This window comes from Candidatus Nitrosarchaeum limnium BG20, assembly GCF_000241145.1.
Lineage (GTDB): Archaea > Thermoproteota > Nitrososphaeria > Nitrososphaerales > Nitrosopumilaceae > Nitrosarchaeum > Nitrosarchaeum limnae.
Window position 1 is genome coordinate 16,169 of record NZ_AHJG01000050.1, and the last position, 13,467, is coordinate 29,635.

Below are 13,467 nucleotides of genomic sequence, written 5' to 3' on the forward strand. Positions count from 1 at the left end.
TGTTCATGGACACCCAATTATACTAGGTTCAAATTAGTAATTAAGACGCATTGAAGCCAAAAAATTCAAAGAGACTAGATTCAATCAAAGCGGCTCATCAATCAGAAAAATCTAGCTATAGCACACGAATGGAAGACTATTTGGAGGTAATTTCAGAATTAGTAGAATTAAAAGGATATGCAACAACTTTAGATATTTCAAGATACATGAATGTCAGCGCACCAAGTGTTACAAAGATGTTGCAAAGATTAGAAGAAAACAAGTTACTTGAATATGAAAAATATCACGGCATCAACCTAACTGAAAAGGGTACTCGAATAGCAATTGAAATAAGACAAAACCATGGAATTTTACTAGAGTTTTTTGAAATTTTAGGAGTTAATCATGAAACTGCCAATAAAGATGCAGAGGGAATTGAACACCATCTAAATCCTAAGACGATTAAGCAGTTAAGAAAGTTCATTACTTTTCTAAAATCAAATCCAAAAGTGATAGAGAGTTTTAAGAGTCCTTAAGAAAAATTTGAATATCATTTTGTGAAGATGCAAGTTTAACAATACTGCGTGACGCTTCAGAACGCTTTGGAATCATTATCTCACCTTTTTTGCCAACTCTGACTGATGTGACGTAATTATCATTAACGTATAGATCTGCATGCATTGAGGAGTACTCCCTGCCAACATTTAGTAATAATGCAGTTTTGGATTCTGAAAAAGTAAAAGATAAAGGACTAGACGGATCAGAATGCGAAGTTTTTTCAACTACGTCGATATGAATTTTAAGTAATTTTTCAATCTCATTGATATTAGAACCGCCTTTTCCAATAATTGATGCCATAGAATTCTTGTTTACCATAACACGTGCTCTATTTTCAGATAATATCTCAACTTTGACTGCAGGATCAAATTTCTTAAAATAATCGCGTATCTTATCTTCTGCAAGTTTCTCAATTCCTACTTTTTGGGTTCTCTTTGAGACAGGAACTATAACATTTTCTTCACCAAAAGTATAGATCTCATGCTCAAGTACATTGTCTGCAAAATTCCTAATCTCAATTACAGGCCTTGCCAAATCAGACTCGGTCATTCCTGTTGGAACCTTTACAACAAGTTCCAAATCATAGATTTTTCCAATCTGTCCATCTTTGACAAATACCACAGTATCAATGACGTTTGGGATTATTCCGAGCTCAATTTTGCCGATAAAACGTTGAATTGCATCTAGCGGAGAGTTTGCATGTACTACACCTACCATTCCCACTCCAGTCAATCGCAAATCAGCAAATGTTCGGAAGTCTTCACGTCGTCTCACTTCATCAAAAATTGTATAGTCAGGTCTAACTAACAACAAAATATCAGCGCTGTTATCAAAACTTCCATCCAATTTCGTGTACTGTGTGATTCCAGGATTTACTTGCAAATCACGTGGGGATTCAAATGTTTTTACAATCTTTCCTTTGTGATAGTAAAAATCAGCCAGACTGGAAGCTAGTGTGCTTTTTCCAGAACCAGGAGGTCCTGAAATTATAATTCCTTCTGCCCTATCAGAGAATCGCTTCATTAATTCCTCAGAGATGTCATAATCGTCAAGTGTCAATTTAACAATTGGATGAACAATTGTAATTTCAAATGCTTCAGAAAAAGGAGGATGAGTTATTGCAATTCGATAATCATTGTATTGAACAACAGATGCACCAGTCTTTGAGATTTCCAAAGTACTAGAATCATTAATTGTAGCAGTCTCCAAGATTTGAGATGATATGAGTTGTAGATACTCTTTGCTTAAGAGTTCATCAGAGAGTTTTGTCAAAACAAAAGAGCCAGGTTTCCCTTTTTTTGCCATCGGGGACATATTTTCTTTAAGGTGTACACTCATTGTTTCAGAGTCAAAAAATTTTAAAAATTCTAAATCAATGTTTTTAGAAAGGGGCTTTACAAAAATAGATTCCAGCCCCTCTGCCTGTGCTACTAGGTGTTGAACATTATCTGAAGTGTAAAGTATAGCCTGATTTTGTTTTGCAACATCTTTGATTATTGCATCAATTCTGCCAGATCCGGCCATTCGAATATCTTCAGAGGTAGGATGTGAGCCCTTAATTGAAATAACTAGTCCGAATTTATCAGCCAAATCTTTGAGTTTTTTTATTACTTCTAATCCGATGAACCCATGTTCTTTTTTTTGTGATGCTTGAGATTGTAATTCATCTAAAACAGCTTGAGGGATTATAATTTCAGAGTTTTTTATATTACCTGATTCAATTTGTGCAACAAGTTGTCCGTTAATGATAATGCTGGTATCAGATACAATCTTTGACAAATCTTTAATCATTTGTTTTAGGAATTAAGACCCTAAATTACTTTGCCAAAATATCTGAGATGGTTTTCAAGACATTTGTAAAATCAAAAGGCTTTGAGATATAAGATGAAGCTCCACAACTCAGCACATTCTGAATTATTTTTTGATCATCACTAGCAGTAATTAGTATTATTTTAGCGGTAGGATATTTTGCGATAATCTCTTTTACAACTGTAAGACCATCTTTTTTAGGCATTGCCAAATCTAAAAGCAATAAATCAGGAGTAAGCTGTGAAAATAATTCTACAGCTTCTGCACCATCTCTTGCTTCTCCCACTATAGTATGCTCATCAATTAGTAAGATATCTGTAAGAACTAGGCGTATGGCGTCAGAGTCATCTGCAATCATGATATTTGCCATTAGATCACAACCATGTTACGACTAATTAAAAATATACATCAAGTAAGACTAGAAGAAATTTTAGACACTTTTTGTTTAATTTCATCCAAGTCATAGTCAGTTTGGGTCATTGAATTTTTCATTTCATTCACTGCAGATACAAGTGAAGAAAACATCTCATCTGTGATTGAAACACTTTGTATTTTTTTAAAGATCGAATCAAGTAAAGCAGAGAGACTGCCAAGTTCCTCTTTTCCCATCATTGGTGCCAATCCCTTGATCTTATGTGTGGATTTTTGTATCTCACCTGCATTTTGACAAAGTTCAGTTCCATTATGACATGTATCTACAATTGTTATAATTTGTGAAATTTCTTCATTAATTTCATCTGTGGCGATTTTAAGAAATTCATCAGACATTGCTAATCACTCTAAGAGAATTCACCCATTATTTTTATACTCTATGTTGAGTTTGAAGTAATGTGAAGATTATCAGTAAAACTTACGTGTTGGTCCTAATCCTAATCGTTGCTGCAATCATAAATTTGACTTTACTTTATGAGGCAGAACATTCAGGTAACACCCAATCATATACAATAATCAAAACAGGTGATCTTAAAGTTCAAACAGAAGCAATATCTGGATTGGCAGTATCAATTGCAAATGGAAATGTAGACGATGAAGAGAAAATATACAAAGACATTGAACATGTGGATGTAACTATTGCAGGAATTAAAAATGGAGGAATGATAAATAATAAACCAATTCAAAAAATTCCACCATCAATAACTACAGAATATAACAAATTAGTAATATCGTGGAATGATTATAAAGAAAAAGCATTGAATGCCAAAAAAACATCAGTGTTTGACAAAGAGGCAACGAGTGCAATGAATTATGTACTACAAAAAAACGGTGAACTGATCTTACTGACAAATTCATTATCAAGTGAGTTATCAAATTTGGACAGGGATTATAACAGACATAAAGAAATTGCTAATGATTTAGAAAATTCTGCAAAAGAGATCGGGCAGTTAACATTATTAATTTCAATTGGTGAAGAAGAAAACGCTCAAGATAAAATAAAAATTGAAAAAATGAAATTTGAAGTAGGTTTACGAAAGCTGTTAGGAATATCAACAAATGATTTAGATTTAAAAAGCATAGAGCAGAAAAATGAAGATTTAATTGAAATTCCAAGAGAAAATTCAGACGCATTAAGGAAACTGGATCCACTTTGGGAATCATTAAGACCAAAAATAGAAATTCTTGAAGAAAGAGCCCTGTTATCTCCAGATTTTAATTCAGCAAAAAATGAAATGAATCTACAAAAAGAAATTTTGTTTGGAGACATTGATAATTTATTGAATTCATGGAATTTTGAGTTATCAAAAAAAGGAAGTCAAGAACAATTAATTGTTCAAATATTACTAGTAGTGGATATTGTAATATTCTTTTTAGTTCTGTTTGTAATTAGACAGTCACTTTTGCCTTTAGGATTAATCACAAATGCATTAACGGAAATTAAAGAGGGTGCTTATGGAAGAAAAATTGAATATGAGAAATCAGATGAGATTGGAAATTTGGTTCAGACATTTAACGTAATGTCAAACACCATTTTAGAAAAAGAAGAACTGGCAAAGAAAACAGATATTGCAAAAGATGAGTTTCTTGCAATGATCACACATGAATTAAAAACACCTCTAGTCCCCATTCAAGGATACTCAGATATTTTACTTAGCGAACATTTGGGAAAATTAACAGACAAACAAAAAGAAAGAATAAACATAATCAAATCGAGCTCAGAGACATTACTAGCATTAATATCAGATTTGCTAGATGCCCAAAAACTAGAATTAGGCCAATTAAGAATGAAAATGGAGACAAACAATATCAAAAAAACAATTACAGAAGTAATTGAATCATTTACCCCACAAGCGCAAAAAAATAATATAAAATTTATTTCAAACCTAAAAGATGTTCATACAGAATACGACGAAGATAGAATAAAACAAGTGCTATCAAATCTAATTAAAAACAGCATGATTGCAGTGGAACCAGAAAAAGGAGTCATAGATATTACGATGATAGATTATCCACAAACAGTGCAGGTTAGTGTCAAGGATAACGGTATTGGAATACCAGCAGACAAGCAAGAAAATCTTTTCAAGAAATTTTATCAAGTAGACACTACTCTGACAAGAGAGAAAAGCGGAAGTGGATTAGGACTAGCAATATGCAAAGGAATTATCGATACGCATGGAGGGGGAATTTTCTGTAAGAGTATTCCAGGTCAGGAAACGGTGTTTACTTTTACATTACCTAAAAAATCAGAGTCAAAAAAATCCCCAATAGGGATTACTTAAAGAAAACAAACTTTCTGAACTAAAATCACTCACTCTCCTAAAAAAAATGGATTTTTTGTAATAACAGGCATGAATCATCAAAACACCAAAAATACAGAGTTTTATGCAAACTGTACAGCATACTTTGAATTCCTACGTAAAAAAGGAGCCAATGACGACAGTTTTGAAGATGAATACTACTTTACCATGCCTGCAATATCTAGTCATTAATGCATAATTTTGAAAAATTACGAGTCGGGATTTTAAATTGTAAGTTTTGATTCTATACGATAATCACCAAATACAATTAAACAAAAAATTAACTCAATGTATGCAAGCATCAAATAATAGCAATGAAATAAAAAAATATGAATGTGGAAGTTGAAGCAATTAGGCAAAAAGTGATTGCATGTACAAAATGTGATTTATCAAAGACAAGAACAAATTCAGTTCCAGGTAAGGGAAATTTTCAATCAGATGTGATTTTTGTTGGGGAAGCACCGGGTAGAAATGAAGATAAGAAAGGAGAGCCATTTGTTGGAATTGCAGGACAGAGACTGTCAGCTGCATTGGAGAGTGCAGGAGTGTCAAGAGAATCAATTTACATTACAAATGTTGTAAAATGTAGACCGCCAAACAATAGAGTTCCAACTGTAATGGAACGAGACATGTGTCATGATTATCTTCAAAAAGAAATATCCATAATAAAACCAAAAATAATATGTATTTTAGGAAACACCGCATTTAATTCAATTTTAGGGGGTTCAGAAATTACAAAGTATAGAGGTAAAATTGTAAAAAAAGACAAAGAGTTCTATTTTTTGACAGTGCATCCAGCAGCTACAATTTACAATCAAGAATTAATCACAGTACTAAAAAAAGACATTATCAAATTATTTGATTTGATCAGAGAGTTAAAAAACGGCAGAAAAATTCCAGTAGATATTGACTATACTTCCTAGAACGTTTTATTCACAAGATACTGTAACTGTGGCAAAAAGTATTCTAGGCAAAAAACTAGTAAGAAAGATAGATAACAAAGAAATTTCAGGAATCATAATAGAGACTGAAGCATATAGACACAAAGATGATCCTGCAAGTCACGCATTTAGAAAAATTACAGAAAGAAACAAAGTAATGTTTGGAGAAGTTGGAAGGGCATATGTCTATTTCACATATGGAATGCATTATTGTTTTAATGTAGTAGCAAGAAATTCAAAATTTGCAGCAGGTGCAGTTCTAATTCGTGCTATTCAGCCTGAAAAAGGAATAGACATCATGGAAAAAAATAGAGGAGTAAATGATAAAAAAAGACTTACAGATGGTCCTGCCAAACTAACACAAGCATTTGGAATTACAAAAGAACAATACGGAATTGACTTGACACAAGATTCAAAACTATTCATAACAGATGGAATCAAAACAGGTAAAATAATTGCCAGTCCCAGAGTTGGAATAAAAGAAGCAACTGATAAGTTATGGAATTTTAAAATATCAATAAAATAATATTATTTTTCATTGTTTTCATCTAATGTCCACGGTGCAAATCTACTCAAGATTCTTGTCCAATCAAGTCTCAAAACTAAAACAATTGCAGCAGTCATCATAACAGCAAATACAACAATTCCGATATAGATTGTAGACATGTCGTGTACATCTTTAAGATATGGCTCTATCAAAGAAAGCCCAAGACTATGAGAGATTAAAACGATAACATAACTTAGAACAATTTTTCCAGAAAGAGTTGCAATAAAAAATCTTTTTGGATTGTATTTGGATAATCCTAATGGGACATATATCAAATCGTCAGGAATTGGAGTAGCTGCTGCAACAAATGCAGCTGCTGCACCATATCTTTTTACCAATCTTTCAAAAGGGCGCATTCTTTTTCTAGTTTTTTCATTCATAATGCGACGCCCTTGATAACTTGCGTAAAAGATAATTTGTTTTGCAACAGTGGCAGTAACTGCAGAAATTAAAACCAAGACATGTAGATTGAATTCGTCCCCTACTGACATGGATGCGAGTAAAAGAAATCCAGGCAATGGGATAAACGGAATTAAAGAGCCAAAAAAGTTCAGAAGTGCCAAGCCCAAGTATCCCACTTCAGGAGAAAATGGGAACAGAGCAGAAAAATCCACAGTTAAACCACCAAGTAGGGATTATTTATTAAAATCGAATGAACTTTTGAAAAAGAACAATTACACAATCATTAAAATATCATCTTTCTAAAACAACATTGATGATAAAGAAGGAATATCCAAAAATTTGCGATGAAATATCTGGAATTAGTCCCTATATCAGATTTGTAGGCATAGTTGGAAAGGGCGGTGAACTCTTGGCATACAAAAGAAGACCAGAACTAAAACCACTTTTGAATGCAAAACATACTCAACATCAATTTTCACATATTGCCATAAAGACAGATCTTGAGGAATTCTTTGATGAGAGTCTTGGAGAGATAGAATTTGTTTGGGAAGAAAGGAAAAAAGTTCAAACAATATCATTTGGGATTAAAAAAGTTCGTGTTTGGATATCAATTGATAAAAAAGTAATTCGCTCAGAAATGTTAAGAATTATTGATTCATGTTTGCCAATTGTAAAAAAATATGCCAAAGCATAAGCATTGATTTTGAAATATAAGATTTAATTTATTTTAAATACCAACCCTAACTTTTTTTAGAACAATTATTCTGAGAAAAACATGGAAGATTTGGAGGAGATCCAGGAATTAATTGAAAAAATAAACAATCGAGATTACAAATCAAAAGAATATCAGGTAATGAAGATTGAAGAACTTAGTGCAGAGCTAAGAGATGCCATGAAATTTCAACAGGAATCTTATCAGAGAATTGAAGAGCTTAAAGAAAAGGGAGTAAAAGAAGACTTGATAAAATATGCAAAGACAATATGCGGTAACTCAGTTGAACGAGAAATAATTAAAATTCAAGATGTATATCTAGAAAAAATTGAAGATGAGTATATCAAATCAAAGAAAAAATAAATCACGATTCATCATATAGCCAACATCGAACATAACCAGTTTCAGTTTTAAATTTAGGTGGAACCGTTTTACATTTTTCAATTGCATGTGGACACCTATCGATAAAACGACATTGTGTTGGAGGATCTAAAAGACTTGGGGGAGTACCTTTGATGTATTTGGGTGCATCTCCAGATAGTCTTGGAATGGATTCTAAAAGTCCCTGAGTGTAGGGATGTTTTGGATTTTTATAAATATCATATGAAGAACCGAACTCAACCATATGTCCACCATACATGATTCCTATTTTGTCAGCTATTTCAGATAATACTGCAAGGTCATGAGTGATTAACATAATTGACATGCCATCTTTTTTGAGTTTTTTTAATAGATTAATTATTTGAGCTTGAATTAACACATCAAGTGCAGTTGTAGGTTCATCAGCAATAACAAATTTTGGCCTAAGTAATAATGCCATAGCAATTACAACTCGTTGTTTCATTCCACCACTTAGTTCGTGAGGATATTTTTTTAAAACAACATCGTCTAAACTGACAGAATGCATGGCATCTGTAATTACATCGTCATAATTTTTATCATAGCCATGTTGTTTTAAAATTTCAATAAACTGTTCTTTTATTGTAAATACGGGGTCTAGAGAATTCATAGCACCTTGAAATATCATCGATATTTTTTTCCATCTAAATTCTTCAGTAAAGACAGATTCAGAAAGATCCAAAATTGAATCACCATCAAAAATGACATCGCCTTTTGCCTTACCACCTAAAAGCATCCTCATAATAGAAAGACCCAAAGTGCTTTTACCACATGCGCTCTCTCCTGCAATCCCCAGAGATTCACCGCTTTTCAAATCAAAGTTTACATCATCTACGGCATATACGTCTCCCTTTGATGTGTAATATTTTGCAGTTAATCCGTTTACAGTCAAGACCATGATTAAGATAAAAACAAACTAGAATTTCTATTTTGATAAGAGATTTTGTATGAAATTAAAACCAAAAAAAAGTAATCGTCATAATTACTAAGATCGAAAATAGTCAAAATAACTTTACATCGATCAACAATTAGTCATGGACAACATCACACTAAGGGATATAAACAACTTTTACAGAATCTAAAAAATCGATTAAAATGAAACTGCCAATATGTAACTTTGATGCAAAAAACACTGTACTTTGTCCAAAGTGTGAGAGTAATGTGGAATCAGGAATAATTACCAAGGCGGATGTTGATGCATCGATCATACTTGCGCGTTTAGCAAAATCAAATCAGATTATTGATCAGTTTTCGCTTTATTCGTGTAAGGAATTTAATGGAAATTTCGTATTGACTTTGGCAAAAAATGACATTATGATAATTAGACAAAGTAGGGTACTTTACAGATTACTTCAAGAACAATTTCACGGAAAAATTTGGCTAGTAGAGGATGATAAAAATGATAAAAAATTCATAGAGGATTTATTCTTTCCAACAAAAATACTATCAATTAATTCTGTATGGGCACCAGGTGGAGTTCAAAAGACAAAGGCAGTGGTATCTGGTAAATGGACACCAAGATTCCCCATTGATACTAATAAAATAATTCAAATTGTTAAAAATGCCCGAAACCTTGACATTGAGATTGAATTTGAGGAAAAAAGAAGGTAAGAAAAGTGGTATTTGTCAAGACACATGATATATCTGAATTAAACTCAGGCACGATTGGAAAAGAAGTAGTTTTAGGAGGATGGGTTGAAGATCTTCGAAAATTAGGAAAGATGACATTTATCACATTACGTGATGTTTCAGGGATATCACAAATAATAGTAAAAGGTGAATTGAATGATAATTTAGAAGAACTAAACCGTCAAAGTGTAATTAGTGTAAGAGGAATCGTACAAGAAACTAAAGCCAGAGATTTTGATTTTGAGATAAAAGCTGAAGAGATTGACGTATTAGCAAAAGCAATTCACCCATTACCTGTTGATCCAATTGGAAGACTAGAGAGTAACATAGACACAAGACTAAATCATCGTGCATTAGATATGAGGAACCAAAAAACTGCATCGATTTTCAAATTACGACATCATGTGCTAGAGATACTACGCAAGACATTGGCTGAAAAAAAATTCATAGAAATTACAACACCAAAAATAATTGGAAGTGCAAGCGAAGGAGGAGCAAATTTATTTTCATTAGACTATTTTGGAAAGACAGCATATCTTGCTCAAAGTCCACAGTTATACAAAGAGCAGATGACAATAGGACTGGAAAGAGTTTATGAGATTTCAAATTTTTATAGGGCAGAGAATTCACATACTGGTCGTCATCTAAGTGAATTTACAAGCATAGACATAGAAGCTGCATTCATGGACTACAATGATGTTATGAATATTTTAGAATCACTAGTAATGGGAGTCTACAAATTCGTATCAGTGAATTGCAAAAAAGAACAAGAGAATATTGGTCATACAATTGAGATTCCAAAATCTCCTTTTGAAAGAATCACATACACACAAGTAATTGAAGAGTTGAAAAAAGTTGGAGAGAAAGTAGAGTTTGGAGATGACTTGCTTGATTCACATTTGAGAATAATTGGAAAGAACCATCCAGGATTTTATTTTCTAACAGACTGGCCAATGAAATTAAAACCATTTTACATTAGAGAAAAAGATGAAGACTCAAAACTATCACGTTCGTTTGATCTTCAATATGGATATCTAGAGTTATCATCTGGGGGAACAAGACTTCATAATCCAGAGACACTAAAATCAAGATTGAAAGAACAAGGATTAGATCCTGCTCAATTTGCAGATCACCTTCAGACATTTGATTGGGGTATGCCTCCACACTCGGGCTGGGGAATGGGGTTGGATAGACTAATGACCACACTTATTGGAATAGATAATGTAAGAGAGGTGGTTCTATATCCAAGAGATCCAGATAGATTAAGCCCATAAACTAATTCAGATTTTTATTGTGAAAGAAATTACAATATATCATGATAGATCAAGCAGATGCAAAAAAAGTAGTAGAGGTAATAGGAAATAATCTAATTGGGGTATCACATGATTCAAACAGCTTTCAAAAATTGCCAGATTCCTTTTGGGGGTATTTTGCAAGAGGTCATGACACTAAAGGAACTTTTGGAGTCATAGTTACATATTCTGAAGACGGAAAAGACGTAGATGAATTAATCAAGATGTATGAAGACTGGGCAAATAAAAATAAAGGAAAAGAATCCAAATAACCTATTTGGTTTCTTTGAATAGCTTTCTATAACCTTCGCATTCTTTACAAATTGGCTTTCCTTTGTATTTTGGATTACCGTCAGTAATTTTCAAGGTGCCAGGACTTAATTTACAAATACAGCAAACAACCATACATTAGGTTAAAAAATACAATTTATAAAAATTGGGAATTTACATCAAAGATCAGTTAAGCGCCAATATGAGAAAAGAATACAAAATAAATCGAAAATACAACAGAGTAATTTGGATTTAAATGAATTTTTCAGATCTAATGACTTGAACATCTGACAAATACAAGATGATTGCAAAATCAGAAAACAAAGAACGCGCAAGTTCTTCAGATATATCTTTTAATTTTTCTTCAGTAGAAACAATTTCAATTTTGATGTTTTTTTCATTTTTTAATCCTTTACCTCTAATCCCTTTTGAGCCATTTCCATCTACCTCATAAATGGTGTATCCTGTAATTCCGTGTTTGTATAATATTTCTAAAACAGCTTTTTGAGCAAGAATCTCACATGTTATAGTCAATAGCTTAACATCAAATAGTTTCATATCAAATTAATTCCAAAATAGTTGAATAAGTTTATCGGTACATCTAGATTGTGAGTAATTGTAGAAATTGAAAACATTATTGGCAATAAGATTATGATGTTATACGGAAAAGTAATTCCCAATGCAGAAGTAATATACAAACTTGGTTTTGCTTGGGGAATTGCATGTCGTAAAACTGCAGGCGCTGCGATAAAAGAAGCACTAGCCATAAGCAATCCAAACATCACTGAACCACCCAAACTTAATCCTAATGCAGTTGCAATAAACACACCGATAATTCCATTAAATGTTGGAATTAGTATTGAGAATATCACCAAAAACACACCTACTTTTTTAATATCATCCAACCTTTGTCCTGCAATTATCCCCATCTCCAAAAGAAATATCGCAATAGCGCCAGTAAATAGATCATCAAACACTATACTAATGGAATTAAATCCATTATCTCCAATAGCATAACCAATTACAATACTTCCAAGTAAAATTATTATGGCTTTTCCAGTAATAGATTCGCGTAATACCTCAGATAGTTTTGTTTTACTTTGTCCCATCATTCCAAGAATTTTTTCATCGTTATCATAATCATTTGGAAGGGATTGTTTTTTTGATTTAAGTTGTTTAGATACTGCCAAATTTGTAAGAAAGATTGCAAGAATAAAGCTAACAGGTTCCAACACAGCCAAAACCGCTGTAAGATATCCTTCAGATGTTAGACCTTGATTTTTTAAAAATGATAAACCTACAGAAAAAGTAACTGCACCAACTGCACCATAAGTTGATGCAAGTGCATACGAATCAAAAATATTGAATTTTCCAAGACGTCTTAATATCTGATAATGATTAAGTGTGAATATTAGCGAAAGACCAATCGCAGTAAGCATTGGAATTAACATATTAGCAAATCCAGTATTTCTCATTTCCAATCCACCATGCAGACCTATTGCTGCAAGTAGATAGATTGGTAGAAATTCAGAAATTGCATCAGGCATTTTCAAATCAGATTTAATTCTAGCTGCTACAATTCCCAAAAGAAAAAACAGAACCACGGGGGTTAGAATATTTGCTTGAATTACCCCTAGAATATCCATTTGAATTAATAATTTGCATTTTCCCTCCCATAAAAATCAAAATACACGTAAACACAAAATACTCCAAAACAGATATAATTTATCAAATAAATTTTGGAAAACTAAAAACAGAATCATAATTTTTGGAAGGTTCGAATTTTCTAAATAAACAAGCATTCTCAGCAAATAAGAATCGAAGTCACGATATTATATGCAGAGGCAAATGAACACATATGAACAAAAAAATATTCATCGGAATTGCAATTGCTTTGGTAGTTGTTGCAATTGGAGTTGTGAGTGTAAAAGCAATGTTAGGCGATGCAAAAACAGAATTACCATATGAGGAACAAACTGAAAAAGTTGTAGGTCTTCAGGAAAAAATGGGAGTTTCAGAACCAGGAGAATCTGGAGAAAACGAATCAAATGAAAAACAACCATAATTAAAATAAATTTTTTAACCAATAATTTTTTTACAGATTATGATTATTTTGAATATATGTTTAAATTAGCACATATGTCTTTTTTAAGATTTCAGAGAAACACAAAAAAATAAAACTATTTAGTAATTGAAA

The 13,467-nt window shown here is 32.4% G+C and carries 19 protein-coding genes; 11 read left to right on the forward strand and 8 right to left on the reverse strand.

The window, feature by feature from the left end; all coding sequences use genetic code 11:
• The first annotated feature begins 50 nt into the window (after positions 1–50).
• A complete protein-coding gene (locus tag BG20_RS01865; RefSeq protein WP_010190107.1) occupies positions 51–515 on the forward strand; it encodes a metal-dependent transcriptional regulator in 465 nt (154 codons plus the stop codon).
• Here the strand turns inward: BG20_RS01865 and BG20_RS01870 are convergent.
• Genes BG20_RS01870 through BG20_RS01880 form a run of 3 tightly spaced genes read right to left on the reverse strand, consistent with a single transcriptional unit; the run spans position 502 to position 3,114 of the window.
• Positions 502–2,328, reverse strand: a complete 1,827-nt coding sequence (locus tag BG20_RS01870; protein ID WP_010190109.1) for a PINc/VapC family ATPase — start codon at positions 2,326–2,328, stop codon at positions 502–504. The two genes, BG20_RS01865 and BG20_RS01870, sit on opposite strands and share 14 nt — an antisense overlap.
• Positions 2,329–2,353: 25 nt before the next feature.
• Positions 2,354–2,716 (reverse strand): response regulator, encoded by a 363-nt coding sequence (locus tag BG20_RS01875; protein WP_010190110.1) that lies wholly within the window; start codon positions 2,714–2,716, stop codon positions 2,354–2,356.
• A 38-nt stretch (positions 2,717–2,754) separates the two neighbouring features.
• The gene (locus BG20_RS01880) at positions 2,755–3,114 is read right to left on the reverse strand and encodes an Hpt domain-containing protein (protein ID WP_010190112.1); all 360 of its coding nucleotides are present in this window, start codon (positions 3,112–3,114) and stop codon (positions 2,755–2,757) included.
• A 125-nt stretch (positions 3,115–3,239) separates the two neighbouring features.
• Between BG20_RS01880 and BG20_RS01885 the strand changes: the two genes are divergently transcribed.
• The 4 genes from BG20_RS01885 (at position 3,240) to BG20_RS01895 (ending at position 6,545) form a co-directional block, all read left to right on the forward strand.
• Entirely contained in the window at positions 3,240–5,060 is a 1,821-nt protein-coding gene (locus BG20_RS01885; protein WP_238527447.1) for a sensor histidine kinase, read from the forward strand.
• Between the two features lie 69 nt (positions 5,061–5,129).
• Positions 5,130–5,270, forward strand: coding sequence for a hypothetical protein (locus BG20_RS12600; RefSeq protein WP_193353000.1), 141 nt, complete (start codon positions 5,130–5,132; stop codon positions 5,268–5,270).
• Positions 5,271–5,407: 137 nt separating this feature from the next.
• A complete protein-coding gene (locus tag BG20_RS01890; protein WP_010190116.1) occupies positions 5,408–6,001 on the forward strand; it encodes a uracil-DNA glycosylase in 594 nt (197 codons plus the stop codon).
• On the forward strand, positions 5,985–6,545 hold the full coding sequence (locus tag BG20_RS01895) for a DNA-3-methyladenine glycosylase (RefSeq protein WP_010190117.1): 561 nt from the start codon (positions 5,985–5,987) through the stop codon (positions 6,543–6,545). The genes BG20_RS01890 and BG20_RS01895 overlap by 17 nt, the downstream gene beginning before the upstream one ends.
• Before the next feature lie 2 nt (positions 6,546–6,547).
• On the opposite strand, the gene BG20_RS01900 is transcribed toward BG20_RS01895, so the two are convergent.
• Positions 6,548–7,180 (reverse strand): DedA family protein, encoded by a 633-nt coding sequence (locus tag BG20_RS01900; protein WP_048096982.1) that lies wholly within the window; start codon positions 7,178–7,180, stop codon positions 6,548–6,550.
• A 101-nt stretch (positions 7,181–7,281) separates the two neighbouring features.
• Here BG20_RS01900 and BG20_RS01905 point away from each other — a divergent pair, with 101 nt between their 5' ends.
• Positions 7,282–7,662, forward strand: coding sequence for a DUF6659 family protein (locus BG20_RS01905; RefSeq protein ID WP_007401884.1), 381 nt, complete (start codon positions 7,282–7,284; stop codon positions 7,660–7,662).
• Between the two features lie 81 nt (positions 7,663–7,743).
• Positions 7,744–8,043, forward strand: coding sequence for a hypothetical protein (locus tag BG20_RS01910; RefSeq protein ID WP_010190123.1), 300 nt, complete (start codon positions 7,744–7,746; stop codon positions 8,041–8,043).
• A 1-nt stretch (position 8,044) separates the two neighbouring features.
• On the opposite strand, the gene BG20_RS01915 is transcribed toward BG20_RS01910, so the two are convergent.
• On the reverse strand, positions 8,045–8,977 hold the full coding sequence (locus tag BG20_RS01915; protein WP_010190125.1) for an ABC transporter ATP-binding protein: 933 nt from the start codon (positions 8,975–8,977) through the stop codon (positions 8,045–8,047).
• A gap of 197 nt (positions 8,978–9,174) precedes the next feature.
• On the opposite strand from BG20_RS01915, the gene BG20_RS01920 reads away from it, so the two are divergent.
• From BG20_RS01920 to BG20_RS01930, 3 genes are read left to right on the forward strand one after another with little or no spacing between them, the layout of a single operon-like run.
• Positions 9,175–9,690 (forward strand): transcription elongation factor NusA, encoded by a 516-nt coding sequence (locus BG20_RS01920; protein WP_010190127.1) that lies wholly within the window; start codon positions 9,175–9,177, stop codon positions 9,688–9,690.
• A gap of 5 nt (positions 9,691–9,695) precedes the next feature.
• Entirely contained in the window at positions 9,696–10,982 is a 1,287-nt protein-coding gene (aspS, locus tag BG20_RS01925; RefSeq protein WP_010190129.1) for an aspartate--tRNA(Asn) ligase, read from the forward strand.
• A gap of 41 nt (positions 10,983–11,023) precedes the next feature.
• Positions 11,024–11,272, forward strand: a complete 249-nt coding sequence (locus tag BG20_RS01930) for a hypothetical protein (RefSeq protein ID WP_010190131.1) — start codon at positions 11,024–11,026, stop codon at positions 11,270–11,272.
• A gap of 1 nt (position 11,273) precedes the next feature.
• Here BG20_RS01930 and BG20_RS13745 read toward each other — a convergent pair whose 3' ends face one another.
• The 3 genes from BG20_RS13745 to BG20_RS01940 form a co-directional block, all read right to left on the reverse strand.
• Positions 11,274–11,405, reverse strand: coding sequence for a hypothetical protein (locus BG20_RS13745; RefSeq protein WP_256359082.1), 132 nt, complete (start codon positions 11,403–11,405; stop codon positions 11,274–11,276).
• Positions 11,406–11,522: 117 nt separating this feature from the next.
• Entirely contained in the window at positions 11,523–11,828 is a 306-nt protein-coding gene (locus BG20_RS01935) for a P-II family nitrogen regulator (protein ID WP_010190133.1), read from the reverse strand.
• On the reverse strand, positions 11,825–12,916 hold the full coding sequence (locus BG20_RS01940) for a sodium-dependent bicarbonate transport family permease (protein ID WP_010190135.1): 1,092 nt from the start codon (positions 12,914–12,916) through the stop codon (positions 11,825–11,827). The genes BG20_RS01935 and BG20_RS01940 overlap by 4 nt, the downstream gene beginning before the upstream one ends.
• A 212-nt stretch (positions 12,917–13,128) precedes the next feature.
• On the opposite strand from BG20_RS01940, the gene BG20_RS01945 reads away from it, so the two are divergent.
• Positions 13,129–13,335, forward strand: coding sequence for a hypothetical protein (locus BG20_RS01945; protein WP_010190136.1), 207 nt, complete (start codon positions 13,129–13,131; stop codon positions 13,333–13,335).
• Positions 13,336–13,467: the final 132 nt, after the last annotated feature.

Coding starts and splice junctions, on each gene's coding strand:
- BG20_RS01870 (WP_010190109.1), bottom strand. CDS start 2,328: ATGATTAAAGATTTGTCAAAGATTGTATCTGATACCAGCATTATCATT.
- BG20_RS01875 (WP_010190110.1), bottom strand. CDS start 2,716: ATGGCAAATATCATGATTGCAGATGACTCTGACGCCATACGCCTAGTT.
- BG20_RS01880 (WP_010190112.1), bottom strand. CDS start 3,114: ATGTCTGATGAATTTCTTAAAATCGCCACAGATGAAATTAATGAAGAA.
- BG20_RS12600 (WP_193353000.1), top strand. CDS start 5,130: ATGAATCATCAAAACACCAAAAATACAGAGTTTTATGCAAACTGTACA.
- BG20_RS01890 (WP_010190116.1), top strand. CDS start 5,408: ATGAATGTGGAAGTTGAAGCAATTAGGCAAAAAGTGATTGCATGTACA.
- BG20_RS01905 (WP_007401884.1), top strand. CDS start 7,282: ATGATAAAGAAGGAATATCCAAAAATTTGCGATGAAATATCTGGAATT.
- BG20_RS01910 (WP_010190123.1), top strand. CDS start 7,744: ATGGAAGATTTGGAGGAGATCCAGGAATTAATTGAAAAAATAAACAAT.
- BG20_RS01915 (WP_010190125.1), bottom strand. CDS start 8,977: ATGGTCTTGACTGTAAACGGATTAACTGCAAAATATTACACATCAAAG.
- BG20_RS01920 (WP_010190127.1), top strand. CDS start 9,175: ATGAAACTGCCAATATGTAACTTTGATGCAAAAAACACTGTACTTTGT.
- BG20_RS01930 (WP_010190131.1), top strand. CDS start 11,024: ATGATAGATCAAGCAGATGCAAAAAAAGTAGTAGAGGTAATAGGAAAT.
- BG20_RS13745 (WP_256359082.1), bottom strand. CDS start 11,405: ATGGTTGTTTGCTGTATTTGTAAATTAAGTCCTGGCACCTTGAAAATT.
- BG20_RS01935 (WP_010190133.1), bottom strand. CDS start 11,828: ATGAAACTATTTGATGTTAAGCTATTGACTATAACATGTGAGATTCTT.
- BG20_RS01940 (WP_010190135.1), bottom strand. CDS start 12,916: ATGGATATTCTAGGGGTAATTCAAGCAAATATTCTAACCCCCGTGGTT.
- BG20_RS01945 (WP_010190136.1), top strand. CDS start 13,129: ATGAACAAAAAAATATTCATCGGAATTGCAATTGCTTTGGTAGTTGTT.